Genomic DNA, 15,197 nt, shown 5'->3' with positions numbered 1-15,197 from the left:
ACTTGTGCCTCCCGGTGGCCGTAGCACAACCTGCTGCTGAAACCGCGACAGCAAGTAGTGAATGGGTTGGCTACAACGCACAAAGCAAGCTAGTGTACAAATCCTTGCCTCAGGGCGATAAAATCATGGATTTTTCACACGCTGGGTACAAGGGGGGTGGCGTAGCGATACCTGACATCCAGGTGAAGATAGCAGTGAAACCTTCCGGCGGACGGGATGATACCCGGTTGGTTCAGGATGCCATTGACAAGGTTTCGGCCATGGAACCCGATGGCGAGGGATTTCGGGGAGCTGTACTACTGGCACCGGGTATCTTTATCTGTTCCGAACCCTTGACGATTACGGCGAGCGGCGTGGTATTGCGAGGCAGCGGAAGTGGGTTGGATAAAAACGCACCGAAGACCACCATCTTCATGACAGGGGACAAGCATACGGCAATCGTCGTAGGCTTGCTGAGGGAGCGGAGTCGGGTGGGCACGACAGTTCTTGAACGTACCATATTGGCAGATGCTTATGTGCCTTCCGGCGGTCGTGCATTTACTGTTGACAATGTCCGGGGTTTTGCCGTTGGCGACACCATCCAACTCAGGCGGCCCGTGACGCAAGCCTGGATCAAATTCATGCAGATGGATGATCTGGTGCGGGACGGGAAGCCGCAAACATGGATTCGTGAGGGTAACCAAACCGTAACGGAAAGGCGGATTACAGCCATCGAAAACAACCGCATAACCGTGGACGTGCCGCTGACGGATTCCTATAACGGCCAGTACTTAAATCCACCGGGTACCGAGGTCGTTAAGATTAGCCGCACACAAACCCTTCGCCAGTCGGCCATCGAAAAACTGCACATCCTGTCTCCGGCGCAAGCGGTCAACCACACGCAACAGCTTTACGCAGCGGTACGATTGAATGGAGAGGACTGCTGGATGCGACAGGTACATATAGCGGAAACCATGAACAGCGTGAGTGTAGGCGGGCAACGGATTACCCTCCGTGAGGTTTCGATAGTGCGCAAGGCGCTCCACGAGGGGTCCTCGAAGCCAGCTGAATTTGCACCCAACGCGGGGCAAGTGTTGTTGGACCGGTGTTCCGTGGATGCGGATAACGTTTGGTTTGCCGCTACCGGGGCAGGGATTTCCGGACCGATTGTCCTGCTGAACTGCATGTTTAACGGGAACGGGCATATTGAAGGGCACCAACGGTGGACCACGGGAATTTTATTGGACAACTGTCACCTGCCCGATGGCGGTATCGATTTCAAGAACAGGGGATCCATGGGGTCGGGACATGGATGGGGCACCGGCTGGTCGGTGGCATGGAATTGCATCGCGAAAACCTACGTGGTGCAGCAGCCCCCCGGCACGCGGAACTGGGCGATTGGGTGCAAGGGTGAGCGTACACCACTGGCCCGGCCATTTGGCAAATCACCCTTGTTGCCCGAAGGCATATTCGATGCGCACGGTACGCACGTTGCGCCTCAAAGTCTGTATTTGGCACAATTGAAGGATCGATTGGGGGAGGAAGCGTTGGTTAATATTGGGTATTAAATGAATATGAAGAGCATAATCTGTCTTTCAATATGGCTGGTCTGCTTGGGGCACATTGAGGCGTTTGGTGCATTGCCCTATCGAAGCGAAACGATAATTGACATCACTGAATACGGAGCCGTTGGCGATGGGGAACAGATGAACACCGGTGCCATTCAACGGGCGATTGATGCGTGCCACCAAGCCGGGGGCGGAAAGGTGCTTGTCCCCGTCGGCAACTTTCTATCCGGCACGTTGGTATTAAAAGACAACGTAACCCTGCACGTGGCAGCAGGAGGCACATTGTTAGGGAGTATTTACCTGTCCGATTATAAAAATGTGGATCCCTTTACAGAAGGCCTAGGTATTGAAGTCGGTTGGGCTTTGCTGGTTGCTGTCGATCAGAAAAACATCGGGATCGAAGGAGAAGGCGTCATCGACGGGCAAGGGGCTGCATTGAAAGCGAAGCATATTGAAACAGACACGAGGCCAGAAGGAGAACGTTGGGGACTGCGTCCTTTTTTGCTCCGGATTGTGCGTTGCACCGGAGTGCATGTAAAAGACATTACGCTAAAATACGCAGGAGCGTGGACTTCCCACTATTTCCAGACTAAGCAGCTTCATATTGAAAACGTCAACATCCACAGTGTCGGTGTTGCACACAATGATGGTATCGGTATCGATGGCTGCCAAGACGTGGTTATCCGGGATTGCGATATCGTAAGCGGCGATGACGCGCTGGTATTCAAGACGACGTCTAGCAAGATGGCCTGTAAAAATATCAGCGTCAATGGCATGCGGCTTAAGAGCAACCAGGCCGGCATAAAAATGGGTACCGAATCCATGGCGCCATTCGAAGATATCCGGATAACAGATTGCCATATTTATGACACACGGAATGGGGGCATCAAGTTGCTAACCGTAGACGGGGCACACCTGAGGAATGTCGAAATAAGTGACATTACGATGGATGAGGTACGAACGCCCATGCTTTTTCGGTTGGGTTCGCGGCTCAATGTATTCAGAAAAGGCCAGGATACTCAACAGGAAACCGGCACGTTCGAGCACGTAGTTATCAGAAATGTCAAAGCCAAAGCGGCTGACCAAGCGCAATTGACCCCACCGACTGGGATTCTCATTACCGGCGTACCCGGTCATTACATCAAAGACCTCACCTTGGAAAATATTGAAATAACCTTGGCCGGTGGCGGAGAGACCGCACATGCCCGGCATTCCGTTCCCGAAGCTGTGGACCAGTATCCGGAGGTCAAGACATTTGGGCCGACCATCCCTGCATATGGGATTTGGGCACGGCACGTGGAGGATCTGAAACTGATCAACATCCGGTTTCATTTAAAACAAAATGAGCTGCGGCCCGCATTGATTTGCGAAGACGGCAGGGGCCTGACGGTACAGGGCTGGTTAATTCCGAAAACATCCGGAGCCGAAGCGGTTATCCGCCTGGATGGTGTGCAGCGGGCATTGATCACCCGCAATAAAGTAAAAGGTAGTGCTGGGCTATTCGTCAAAACCGAGGGAAACACGGGGCGCGATGCCGTGCTTCAAGATAATCGACATCCGGGCATTGCCAACGAAATAGATGATTTATGAAACCTGCTATGACAGTGATCATCCGAAAAGCGATGAAAAGCACGGCCTTGGGCTGGATTGCCATCCTGTTTGTGGCGACGGCCTGTAAAAAGGAACCCTCTGAAATCGAAAAGCTTAATGACCGTATCCAAGGCACGTGGGTGCTTGTTTCCAACAAAATCGAATACTTCGACGGCGAAGCCAAGGACTTTGAGGATGTCATCGAAGCCGAAGACTTGATGGATGAGGTCAGCTTCATGCCTAAGCTGAGGTCAAGATTAGTATTGCGCAATGGCGAGACCTTGCAAACGGAATACAACATGATTAGGCATTATGAAGAACTTTACTTGGAATTGCTGGATGCCATTATCTTTGAGTCGCATGTCTGGAAAATAATATCGTTTACAGACACGACGATGGAATGGAAGGCCTATTATTCCAATATCCAGTATGAAAACACCGAAACCGGTGAAATCAAGATATCGGACAATACCGTGATTACCTTATATCTTGAAAGACAATAATTCATCGTCTGGTTGTCCTTACCGGGCTGTTGGAGGATATCGCATTGAGGCTCAAAGGCACAGTTTGTTTTGCCAATATCGTTTATAGGTGAGCTAATTAATGATATAAACGCAATGGTTATTTCAGCTAGTTTAGCTTCCCAATGAGAATAAATTCATCCGTATCGATAAGTTACCTTATGAATAGAAAAATGGTGTTAGTCGCTGCCTTCATTGGGCTCAGTTTCTTGATGTTATATGCATTTAAAAACGGGACTAGCCGAGAGGGAGAACAGCATATGGATTTGCCCGAACCGGATGATGGTAATGCCGGACTGAAGTTGCCGGATGGCTTCGGTGCATTGATTGCTGCCGACAATCTGGGAAAAGCGCGCCATATCGTTGTAACCCAAGATGGAAGCCTCTATGTAAAGTTGGCTAGACCGGTCGATGAAAAGGGCATCTTATATTTGAAAGACAGCAATGCGGATGGGCGGATGGATGAGCAACTGGGTTTTGGAAATTATGGTGGCACTGGGATATATTTGAAAGAAAAGACGTTATATGCATCATCCAATGAGGAGGTGTTCAGCTACCAATTGAATGAAAAGAATGAGGTGGTAAACCCTGAAAAACCTGCTACATTGGTTACAGGACTGGTGAGGGGACGTCAGCACGATACCAAATCCATCGTGTTGGATAACGATGGCAATATATACGTCAACATCGGTGCGCCGTCAAATTCCTGTCAAGAAAAGGACCGTACTCCTGGTTCGATGGGCAGGGAAGGCTGCCCGTTACTGGATTCTGCTGGCGGAATATGGCAGTTCAGGACCGATAAATTGAACCAAAGTTATGCCGAGGGAATACGCTACGCGACCGGTTTGCGAAATGTGGTGGGGCTGGATTGGAATCAGGAAACCAACACGCTGTTTGTGATGCAGCACGGCAGGGATCAACTGCATGGACTTTTTCCGGATCTGTACGATGAAAAGACTTCTTCCATCGTGCCGGCCGAATGCATGTACAGGATTGGGCAGGGGGATAATGCAGGTTGGCCGTTTGCTTACTATGACCAACTGCAAGGCAAAAATATCCAAGCACCTGAATACGGTGGAGATGGGAAAAAGGAGGCCAGCAAGGAATTTATCGACCCCGTATTGGCGTTTCCCGGACATCTGGCGCCCAATGGGTTGTTGTTTTATACCGGTAATCAGTTTCCTGAGCGCTACCGAAACGGAGCTTTTGTTGCATTTCACGGTTCGTGGAATCGTACGCCATTCAACCAGGAGGGATTTTATGTGGTTTTTGCACCCTTCAAAGACGGCAAATCCACGGGTGAGTGGGAAGTCTTTGCCGATGGTTTTGCAGGGACGGACGCGGTCGTGTCTCCACGCGATGCCAAGTACCGGCCATGTGGGCTTGCCCAGGGGCCCGATGGATCCCTGTATGTTACCGACGATGTAAAGGGACGGATATATCGCATCAACTATCAATAATCCCAACAATGAAACGATCAACATGTTGTATGGCAGTATTGCTGGCAGCTGCGATGTTCGCCTTCGCCCAACAACCGCAGCGAAAGACTGATACCGTGGTGAAGGACGTTGCACCGCAGACGATGGTCGCGGGCAAAGCCATTTATGTCAAATATTGCATGGCTTGTCATCAAGCGGACGGCGGTGGCGTACCTAACCTAAATCCACCGCTTATAAAGACTACTTATGTTTTGGACGATAAAGTGAGACTGATTAAAATAATTGTTAACGGGTTGGATGAAGAGGTGGAAATTGATGGGGAATATTATGCCAACCCAATGCCCCAATTGGATATCTTGACCGATCAGGAAATCGCCGACGTACTTACATACGTCCGGAATAGCTTTGGAAATACGGCCAGTGCTGTTACCCCCGCCGAGGTGAAGAAAGTCAGAACCAGCAACAGCCCCAAAAACCCTTAACCATGATGAATACTCTGATATTGATGGTCGCTCTCGTTAGTTCCAACTTCCCGGAACACACAAACAAAATGATTGCGCCAGCAAAACAAGCGACCCACATTGCCGAAATCCGCAACGATACAATTTTCGTCGTATCGGGCAGAACTTATGCGTACACCGTGGACACCCAAGCGGGCGACGGCTTGATTTCCATCGATTTACCCGTAGAGCAATTGCCTTACCAACTGGTTTCGGCTGATGGATCCCACCAACAATACCGGGTAGTAGCTAACGACAATGTGGAAAAAAAACACGGCCAATTACTGGCGGGCGACCGGTTGGAAGTATGGGATGCATCCGGTCGGTTAAAAAAAACGTTTATTATCCAACCCGTAAATAGGGCGGTTGGAGGTATACTGAGTTTGACAAAGCCGGAAATTACCATCAACACCGCAGCAGACGTAGTACTTTCCTTTACGGCAGGCCAGCGCAGTCCCAATGCAACGGTCTATTTCCATCTTCCGCCGGAACTGGATATCACTGTGGAAAACGTGACCGTCAATATCATCGGGCGGGGGGAAGTTCCGCTGGCTGAACTAATGGCTCCACTTGCGACCCGTATCGGAAATTTGTCCTTGAGACCGGAAGGTATGGGTCGGTTCAAGGCGGCTAATTATCCGGGAATTGCCTTTATCCGTAAAAAGTCCAATGGGGGAAAGCTACTTATAGTAGGAGATCTCGATCTGCGCCCTTTAAATGGAGCAGACATCATCCTCAAAATAGCGGACGTAAACGTATCTAAACTGGGAAAACACCAAATTAAGGCCGGGTACTTTGTCACGGAACCCGATAACCTGGGTAGCCCAGGCATCGGCAGCGAAATCGCAGAGCTGGTGGTCTCGAATACCATCACCAACTTCGAACGTGTCGTTAATCGGGAACCTACCTATAGAGAAACCTCCGACACCTATACATCGACCCGGTTCAACTGGAAAGCAACGGCAGGCACACCCGTGCAGCTGATGCAATCTTTGGATAACGGTAAGACGTGGGAGAAAGCCAATGCCAAAATCGATGCGACCAAGGGTTCTGCTAAGATTTCAGGATTGATACCGGACACTTTATACACGTTCAGGCTGGTAGTAGCTAGCGGTCTGCATGCCGGACCTTCCAATAATGTCCGATTCTTTTCCGGAAAAATGGACGTCAAGCGCTTTGGCGTTTCGGGCGATGGGGTAAAGGATGACACCGAACACATAAACAACGCCATTGATTCGGTAAGCAGGCTGGGCGGCGGTACGATTTTCTTCAGCAAAGGGGTTTATCCCATCCGGACCGTACACCTGAAAAGTAACGTGTACCTGTATATAAGCGCCCAGGCGGTGATCAAGGCACTGAAAGGCACGGATGCTCCGGAGACAACGTGGTTCAGCGACCGGGCCTATCGTTCGGGATTATCCCCCACCGACACAGGACCTTATGAAGAACCCGAAAATTGGTTAACCAAGCAGGACGTCGGGCACACCTATTTCCGGAATACGCTATTTTTCGGAGAGCGGCTCGATAACGTAAAGATCATCGGGAATGGACGGATTACCGGAGATGGTAATCTGGTAACCAGCGACCGGGTCATGAATAATGCACCGGATAACCGGGCCGACAAACTATTTACTTTCAAGCTTTGTACGAATATCGAAATCGGAGGCCTATACACAGACGATGACCTTTGGTATGACGAAGCCCGGGACGAACCTTACTACTTTAATAAGCAAGGCGTTAAACGGACGGACCTAAGCAATATGCTGCATATCGACCGAGGCGGCCACTTTGTTTTATTGGCCACCGGCACAGACAGCGTCCATGTACATGATACGTATTTCGCGAAACATCACACCGGGAATGCCCGCGATATTTATGATTTCATGGGATGCAGTGAGGTGACCGTTACCAATATCTATTCCAAAGTGAGTTCGGACGACATCGTAAAGCTGGGCTCGGACTGCTCGCTGGGCTTCACCCGCAAAGCAAAAAACTACTGGGTACGGAATATAATTGGCGACACAAACTGCAACCTTTTTCAGATCGGGTCGGAAACCGCTGACGATATAACGGACGTATATGTAGACAATATTTATGTGCTGGGAGCGAATAAAGCCGGCTTCTCCATTTCCACCAACGATGGTGGCAATGTGCGGAATATCTTCCTGAATAGTGGCCGGACAGGCCGCATTCATTCACGTTCGATCATGCGCCGGACGACCACCCCTTTCTTCCTTTCAATCTCCAACCGGGGCCGCGTACTGGGTGCCAAAGTGACCCGGCAGAAATTCTTGGAGAACGGTACATTGCGGGATGAGTTGTTGGTGACGAACGTGGATATCGGTGTGGTTGACAACATTGTGATCAACGGCGTGGATGTGACCGAAATCTATGGCGGCAGTTCCTATCGGGATAGCGATATCCGATGGAAACCGTTCGACGGCTCGCAACGCAGGGCGGCACCGATCGTAGCGGGTTACCGCTTACCTCGTCCCGAATCTATTGTAGATGGAACGCCATTTCGTTTACCTAATGGTTATGACACCGGTTTCGTAACCAACGTGACATTTAACGATGTGCATATTCTGGCCAAGGGAGGAAATCCGCTCTCCGATACGACCCAACGCCCGCCTGAATTGGGTGTGGGCCAATACAATGTCTCCAACCTGAAGGTACAACCCGCTTATGGCTTTTGGGCGCGGCATGTAAACGGATTGGAATTGGTGGATTGCACGTTTAATTATGAGCAACAAGATGGTAGATATCCTTTATTCTTCGAAAATGTGCACCACGCGAAGCTAACCGGCATTGAAACGGTAGTAATGGGCGCCAACGATAAAACAATCGCAGCAGAGGAATCCAGTGCAATCGAGATCACCGATAGCCGGTATTACAAGGATTTGTGGGGAAAATCACCCAAGCCCATGGTATTGACAGGAACAAGAGCCAATACGGAAAAGTAAAGTCAAATAGTTATGAAATACTGGTTAATCATTACTTCTTTGTTTCTGGCTATCATTTGCGGGTGTTCTTCAGAGGGCAACGTCGCCTATCGTGTTGAGGGGAGTGATTCATTGCTCCGGCTATGGTATAAACAACCTGCCGGAAACTGGAATGAAGCAATTCCAATAGGCAATGGAAGGCTTGGGGCCATGGTTTACGGAGGTGCACAACTGGATGAATTACAACTTAATGAGGCGTTCCTATGGTCCGGCGGCCCTCGGGAAACCAACAACCCCGGAGCTGCAAAAGTATTGCCGGAGATTCGTCAAGCGCTGTTTAATGACGAGTATATGCGCGGCGATTCCCTGGCTAAAAGCATGCTGGGTCCCTATTGTGCGCGGTACCTGACATTGGGGAGCTTGTTGTTCGACCACGATGTCCAGGTCGGGGCGGTGGCAAAATATAACCGCCAGCTCGATCTGAATACAGCCGTTGCCAGCACATCATTCCAGGTGGGAGAAACCGTTTTCACGAGGGAGGTGTTTAGCAGCTATCCCGATCAATTGGTTGTTGTCCGTTTGACATCCTCTACTCCCAACGCCATCTCATTTAATACACGGTTTGATAATCCGATGCCTCATCAAGTTGTGCCTTTGGCCAAGGATTATCTCATCATGAAAGGGAAATGCCCTGAATATGTCGCACATCGAAGCTTTGACAAACGGCAAATCGAGTACGCGCAAGATGCGGATGGACAAGGAATAAACTATGAACTGCATGTAAAAGCAATATTAAACGAAGGAACTGTCGTAACGAACGCGGAAGGAATGGACGTGAAGGATGCCACAGCGGTGACCTTGTTGTTATCGGTTGGGACGAGCTACAACGGCCCCTTTCGCCATCCGGGAAAGGATGGAAAAAATCCGGCCGAGGAAGCACAAAAACATATACAAGCGGTAAACGGGAAATCGTATCACGAATTGCGCGACGGACATGTCAAAGATTATAACACGTTATTCAGCCGCGTTCGACTGGAGTTGGGGACAGATTCATCTACGTCACTGCCCACGGACACCCGCTTGGTACGGTATACGGCTGCGGGAGGGCACCGCGACCCCCAGCTGACTACGTTGTTGTTTCAGTATGGCAGGTACTTGCTTATCGCCGGATCAAGACCCGGTGGGCCAGCGATGAACTTGCAGGGGATTTGGAACGACAAAATGCAACCGCCATGGGGTTCCAATTACACCACCAATATCAACACCGAGATGAATTATTGGCCCGCAGAAGTGACCAACTTATCAGAATGCGCTGAGCCGCTGTTTGATTTTATCGGCAAGTTGGCCAAAAATGGCGAAGAAACAGCCCGTGTAAACTATGGTGCCGGGGGTTGGACCGCCCATCATAATACCGATATCTGGGCGATTAGTTCCCCGGCCGGCGGTGCCGATTGGGGGGATCCCGCGGCCCAACCCCGGTGGGCCATGTGGCCGATGGCGGGAGGATGGTTCTGCCGCCATCTTTGGGAACATTATTTGTATACACGAGATTCCACGTTTTTAAGGGAAAAGGCATATCCCTTGATGAAGGGGGCAGCCACGTTCATGCTGGATTGGTTGGTAAAGGACGGTCAGGGGAAATGGGTGACCAATCCATCAACTTCGCCCGAGAATTCGTTTCGTGTCAACGGTAAACGAGTCGGTTCTGTCAGCGTGGCCTCTACGATGGATTTGAGTATTATCCAGGATTTGTTCGATTTCACCATCCGAGCAGCCCAAATATTGGATAGAGACGATGAATTCGTAGATTCATTGCAGCTGGTGCTCAAGGACCTTTATCCGTTGCAAGTGGGGCAATATGGCCAATTGCAGGAATGGTATAAAGACTGGGATGATCCTGAAGACAAGCACCGCCATCTGTCGCACTTGTACGGATTGCACCCAGCCAGTTTTATCGCAACACGAACACAACCGAAGCTGGCCGCCGCCGCGAAAAAGAGCCTATTGTTGCGCGGCGACGGCGGTACAGGCTGGTCAAAGGCATGGAAAGTGAATTGGTGGGCGCGGCTGGAAGACGGTAATCATGCCTATGAAATGTTGAATAAGCAGCTGTTTTTAACGACGGAAACTGGAATCAGCGTGGATGAGCAATCGGGCGGATCCTATTTGAATTTACTGGATGCTCATCCTCCCTTTCAAATCGATGGCAATTTTGGTGTCACGGCAGGCATTGCCGAGATGCTGCTCCAAAGCCATGATGGCACGATTTACCTATTACCCGCCTTACCTGATGCGTGGGCGGATGGGCGTGTGAGTGGCCTGAAGGCGCGGGGGGGCTTTGTGGTCGATATGACATGGGAAAGCGGGAAGCTGATTGAAGCTAAGATACGCAGTGAGGCTGGGTCCACTTGCCGCATCCGTACCAGACAACCGGTGGATGGCATGGATGCGGTATTCAAGGGGGTTCAGAACAAGCAATCCAATTCTTTTTTAGCCGGCGCCCAGCCGATAAACGTTGTGATACGGGATGAGTCATTGTTGCCCCAACTCCCCCTTGCAGCGGTTTGGGAATACGATGTTGAATTGAAAACAGGCGAAACGGTAACGCTTAGATTTTAACAGATGGCGACCAAGATGAAAAGCGTAATTGGGGGTCTAATACTCTTAATCGCATTCGGAAGCACCGCTGCACGGGCTCAAACCAAAGAACTAACAAAGGATGAGCGCATGGCATGGTGGCGGGAAGCCCGTTTCGGTATGTTTATCCATTGGGGCGTGTATTCCCAATGGGGCGGCGTATACCACGGGCATAGGCAAGCGCGTGGCGGTGCCGAATGGATTATGAACCGATCCAAAATACCGGTGCTTGAATACCAGGAACGCGCAAAAAGCTTTAACCCGACAAAGTACGACCCAGATTATTGGGTGAAACTGGCCAAGGAGGCGGGTATGAAATACCTGATTATAACGGCCAAGCACCATGATGGATTTGCTTTGTTTGACACCCAGGCCAGTCCGTGGAATGTAGTGGATGCTACAGCATATGGAAAAGACCTCCTGGCACCATTGGCGGCGGCGTGCAGGAAATATGGGATGAAACTTGGGTTTTATTATTCGCAGTCGCAGGATTGGAATAATCCAGGTGGAGCGGCTGCCCGCAAGGTCATGGCTGAGGGATGGCCTAATCCTGACAGCGTAAAAATCGATGCATATACAAAAGCAAATCAAGGGCATTGGGATTCGCTGCAGCAAACCAAACCATTTGACCAATACGTAAATGAGGTAGGATTGCCACAGGTGAAAGAACTCTTAACCAACTATGGCGATATTGCGGTACTTTGGTGGGATACGCCAATGAGTATTACTGATGAACAGGCCGCAGAATATCAGGAATTACTTAAACTACAGCCCCATATCATTACAAATGACCGATTGAAACGTCCTAACTTTCCAGGAGACACCGGTACGCCCGAACAGAAAATACCTGATGCGGATGAGTTGGATGGAAGGGATTGGGAGACTTGCATGACCATGAATGGCTCATGGGGATATAAAAGCTGGGATAATAATTGGAAATCAACCCAAAACCTCATCCGGAATCTGATTGACATTGCCTCCAAAGGAGGGAATTACCTATTGAACATAGGGCCGAAAGAAGACGGTACTTTTCCAGAGGAAAGCATAGAGCGGCTTCATCAGATAAGTGAATGGATGAAAGTGAATGGAGAAGCCATTTACGGGACACAGATGAGTCCGATAAAGTCCTTGGATTGGGGGCGATGCACGGTGAAAAAAGAGGGTGATCATACCATGCTATACCTGCATGTATTCGAATGGCCCGCCGGGCAGCAACTGACCCTGCCAGCGATAAGTAATGGGGTGCTGGGGGCTGTCCTTTTGGCAGACGGGCGGCCCATCCGTTATGAACAAACTGACGAAGGTATACGCCTTTTCGTTCCACAACAGGCACCCGATTCCGATGCCTCCGTAATTAAACTGAAATTGCGTGGGGAAATAGCCAACCAACGCGACACCTCCGAGGGTAAGAAAATGAAAACAGGAGCATTGGATGCAGAATAGAAAGACAATAAGCACGAAATTTGGGAAGCCCGTTATAAGTTTACTGCTTCTTTTGACTGCTTTGCTGGGCTTTGCACAAGAAACACATCGGTTGAGCGGGGGTTGGGAGTTTGTCAAGCATGATCTCGGGGGTGTCTGGGAGGCCGTGAGGCCTGCTGTAGCCGGTAGCCCCGAATCAGTTCCTATTTGGGATAAGGTGGCCTTACCGCATTGCTACAATGCGCTTGACGCGGTTGACCCCGACGTAAACTATTACCAAGGACCGGCGTGGTACCGTACACAACTGTCGCTCCACAACCCTTATAAAAACGGGAGAACCTTACTCCATTTCGAAGGTGCAGGGCAGAAAACGGAAGTATACATACATACAACCAAAGTGGGGGAACATGTCGGGGGATACGATGAATGGACAGTGGATATAACCGATGCAGTCGATGCCTTCAGGCTGACAGCAGTTTGCAGGGAACAATTTGAGGGAAAAATTCCATTAGTCATTCGCTGTGATAATTCCCGAGATTTGGAACTCATCCCTTCCGATATGTCCGATTTTAACCTGTATGGTGGAATATACCGTCATCTTAACCTGCTTTACGTGCCTCAGCTATCCGTGGATAAAGCGTTTGCGGATGTTACAGTTGATGAACATGGCCGCGAAGGTAAAGTAAGGCTTAGCACAAGGTTTTATAATCCCGGTGAGCTGGGGCAGGCAGTAGTAGATGTACGGTTGTTGGAACCAACAGGGCGGGAAGCGGCATCCTTGCAGACCACTATTCAGCTTAGCGGACAGGATCAAGAACTCGGAGAGCTCTCGGTATCAAATCCGCTTTTGTGGCATCCCGATCATCCTCAATTATACATCTTAAACATATGTGTGACGACAGAAAACACCAGGTATGTATACCGGCAGAAAATAGGCTTCAGGCATTTTCAGTTTGTCGATCAAGGCCCATTTATGCTGAATGGCAAGCGTCTCTTGCTAAGGGGAACACATCGTCATGAAGATCACGCAGGAGTAGGTGCTGCGATGGCTGATGAATTGATTTTGAAAGAGATGAGTATGATGAAGGAGATGGGGGTCAATTTTATCCGACTGGGGCACTACCAGCAGTCACGGGTCGTTTTAGACGCCTGTGACAGCCTCGGTATCCTGGTTTGGGAAGAAATCCCCTGGTGCCGGGGAGGTTTAGGGGGGGACACGTATAAGCAGCAAGCGAGGAGGATGTTGACGAACATGATCGAGCAGCATTACAATCATCCTGCTGTCATTATCTGGGGATTAGGTAACGAAAACGACTGGCCCGGTGATTTCCCCGAGTTCGACCAAGAGGCGATACGCGCGTTCATGCGGGAGCTGAATGACTTCTCACATCGGCTTGATCCATATCGCAAAACGGCCATTAGACGTTGTGATTTCTGCAAGGACATTGTTGATGTCTATTCACCGTCGATCTGGGCGGGTTGGTATCGGGGAATATATACTGACTACAAGGAAGCATCGTTTGCCGAGTTTAAGCGAGTAAAGCATTTTCTGCATGTCGAATGGGGAGGCGATAGCCATGCACGGCGCCACGCCGAGAACCCGGACAATGGTTTGGAGCGCATCGCCTCCGGGAATAGTGCGGACGAACGACTTGGAGACGCCTCATTGTTCGGTGGAGCGGCACGGGCATCAAAAGACGGTGATTGGAGTGAAAGCTATATTTGCAACCTGATTGATTGGCATTTGAAAGAACAGGAAACCATGCCCTGGCTTACCGGCACAGCCTACTGGCCATTCAAAGACTTTTCCACGCCATTACGTCCGGATAATCCGATACCCTATGTGAATCAAAAAGGGGTGGTCGAACGCAATCTGGAGAAAAAAGAGGCATATTACGTGTTCCAGTCATATTGGGCCGAGAAGCCGATGGTCCATATTTATGGCCACAGCTGGCCGATACGATGGGGGGCCGTCGACGAGAAAAAGCAAGTCAAGATTTACTCCAATTGCAATGAGGCGGAATTGTTTCTAAATGGGGTAAGCCAAGGCATAAAGAAAAGGAACAGTCAAGATTTTCCCGCAGCAGGACTTCGTTGGGAAGTGAATTTCAAGGAAGGAACCAACGAGTTAACGGTGGTTGCATGGAAAGAAGGCGTGATGGTAAAAGATTCATTGGTACAGCAATACCAGACGGCAACTTGGGGAGAGCCGGCTAAACTATTGATCAAAGAAATTACGAATGAAGATGGGGTGACCACCGTAGAGGCCGAAGCCGTAGACAGCAAAGGAGTCCGTTGTTTGGACGCCAGGGAATACGTACGGTTTTCGTTGGCTGGAGACGGCTACTTATTGGATAGATTGGGCACCTCGGACGGCTCCAGTAAAGTACAGCTTTATAACGGCCGCGCGATCATCAAAATTGCGTTAGGGTCGCAGAACAGTGTGGTCGGAGTAACCGGAGAGAACATCCAGCCGGCTTTTGTAACGCTGCATAGGTAAGCTCGTCGGAAAACCCTAGCGGTGGAGAGTGTAACTTAAACTGTGTCACTGGATAACCGGATAAAAAATAATAAATTCGAATATCCAAGTGACATGTTA

The 15,197-nt window shown here is 50.0% G+C and carries 9 protein-coding genes; all 9 read left to right on the top strand.

The features are described from left to right. Positions 1–125 precede the first annotated feature (125 nt). The 9 genes from ACMGDE_RS18725 (at position 126) to ACMGDE_RS18685 (ending at position 15,098) form a co-directional block, all read left to right on the top strand. Positions 126–1,547: a hypothetical protein gene (locus ACMGDE_RS18725; RefSeq protein WP_436834361.1), complete on the top strand. Its 1,422-nt coding sequence runs from the start codon at positions 126–128 to the stop codon at positions 1,545–1,547. A 6-nt stretch (positions 1,548–1,553) separates the two neighbouring features. After that, positions 1,554–3,137, top strand: a complete 1,584-nt coding sequence (locus ACMGDE_RS18720; RefSeq protein ID WP_436834360.1) for a glycoside hydrolase family 28 protein — start codon at positions 1,554–1,556, stop codon at positions 3,135–3,137. Between the two features lie 8 nt (positions 3,138–3,145). Then, positions 3,146–3,640, top strand: a complete 495-nt coding sequence (locus tag ACMGDE_RS18715; RefSeq protein WP_436834359.1) for a hypothetical protein — start codon at positions 3,146–3,148, stop codon at positions 3,638–3,640. A gap of 179 nt (positions 3,641–3,819) precedes the next feature. Next, a complete protein-coding gene (locus ACMGDE_RS18710) occupies positions 3,820–5,118 on the top strand; it encodes a PQQ-dependent sugar dehydrogenase (RefSeq protein WP_436834358.1) in 1,299 nt (432 codons plus the stop codon). A 29-nt stretch (positions 5,119–5,147) separates the two neighbouring features. Then, a complete protein-coding gene (locus tag ACMGDE_RS18705) occupies positions 5,148–5,579 on the top strand; it encodes a c-type cytochrome (RefSeq protein WP_436834357.1) in 432 nt (143 codons plus the stop codon). A gap of 68 nt (positions 5,580–5,647) precedes the next feature. Then, positions 5,648–8,560: a glycosyl hydrolase family 28-related protein gene (locus ACMGDE_RS18700; RefSeq protein WP_436834356.1), complete on the top strand. Its 2,913-nt coding sequence runs from the start codon at positions 5,648–5,650 to the stop codon at positions 8,558–8,560. A 12-nt stretch (positions 8,561–8,572) separates the two neighbouring features. Continuing rightward, positions 8,573–11,158 (top strand): glycoside hydrolase family 95 protein, encoded by a 2,586-nt coding sequence (locus ACMGDE_RS18695; RefSeq protein WP_436834355.1) that lies wholly within the window; start codon positions 8,573–8,575, stop codon positions 11,156–11,158. Between the two features lie 15 nt (positions 11,159–11,173). After that, positions 11,174–12,619, top strand: a complete 1,446-nt coding sequence (locus ACMGDE_RS18690; RefSeq protein WP_436834354.1) for an alpha-L-fucosidase — start codon at positions 11,174–11,176, stop codon at positions 12,617–12,619. Further along, positions 12,609–15,098, top strand: coding sequence for a glycoside hydrolase family 2 protein (locus ACMGDE_RS18685; protein ID WP_436834353.1), 2,490 nt, complete (start codon positions 12,609–12,611; stop codon positions 15,096–15,098). Before ACMGDE_RS18690 ends, ACMGDE_RS18685 begins: the two co-directional genes overlap by 11 nt. The last annotated feature ends 99 nt before the right edge of the window (positions 15,099–15,197 follow it).

The organism is Parapedobacter brassicae (assembly GCF_051400755.1).
Lineage (GTDB): Bacteria > Bacteroidota > Bacteroidia > Sphingobacteriales > Sphingobacteriaceae > Parapedobacter.
Note: the sequence above shows the minus strand (reverse complement) of the source record. Positions and strands in the feature narration are given on the sequence as shown.

Coding starts and splice junctions, on each gene's coding strand:
- ACMGDE_RS18705 (WP_436834357.1), top strand. CDS start 5,148: ATGGCAGTATTGCTGGCAGCTGCGATGTTCGCCTTCGCCCAACAACCG.
- ACMGDE_RS18720 (WP_436834360.1), top strand. CDS start 1,554: ATGAAGAGCATAATCTGTCTTTCAATATGGCTGGTCTGCTTGGGGCAC.
- ACMGDE_RS18700 (WP_436834356.1), top strand. CDS start 5,648: ATGATTGCGCCAGCAAAACAAGCGACCCACATTGCCGAAATCCGCAAC.
- ACMGDE_RS18715 (WP_436834359.1), top strand. CDS start 3,146: ATGACAGTGATCATCCGAAAAGCGATGAAAAGCACGGCCTTGGGCTGG.
- ACMGDE_RS18725 (WP_436834361.1), top strand. CDS start 126: ATGGATTTTTCACACGCTGGGTACAAGGGGGGTGGCGTAGCGATACCT.
- ACMGDE_RS18690 (WP_436834354.1), top strand. CDS start 11,174: ATGAAAAGCGTAATTGGGGGTCTAATACTCTTAATCGCATTCGGAAGC.
- ACMGDE_RS18685 (WP_436834353.1), top strand. CDS start 12,609: ATGCAGAATAGAAAGACAATAAGCACGAAATTTGGGAAGCCCGTTATA.
- ACMGDE_RS18710 (WP_436834358.1), top strand. CDS start 3,820: ATGAATAGAAAAATGGTGTTAGTCGCTGCCTTCATTGGGCTCAGTTTC.
- ACMGDE_RS18695 (WP_436834355.1), top strand. CDS start 8,573: ATGAAATACTGGTTAATCATTACTTCTTTGTTTCTGGCTATCATTTGC.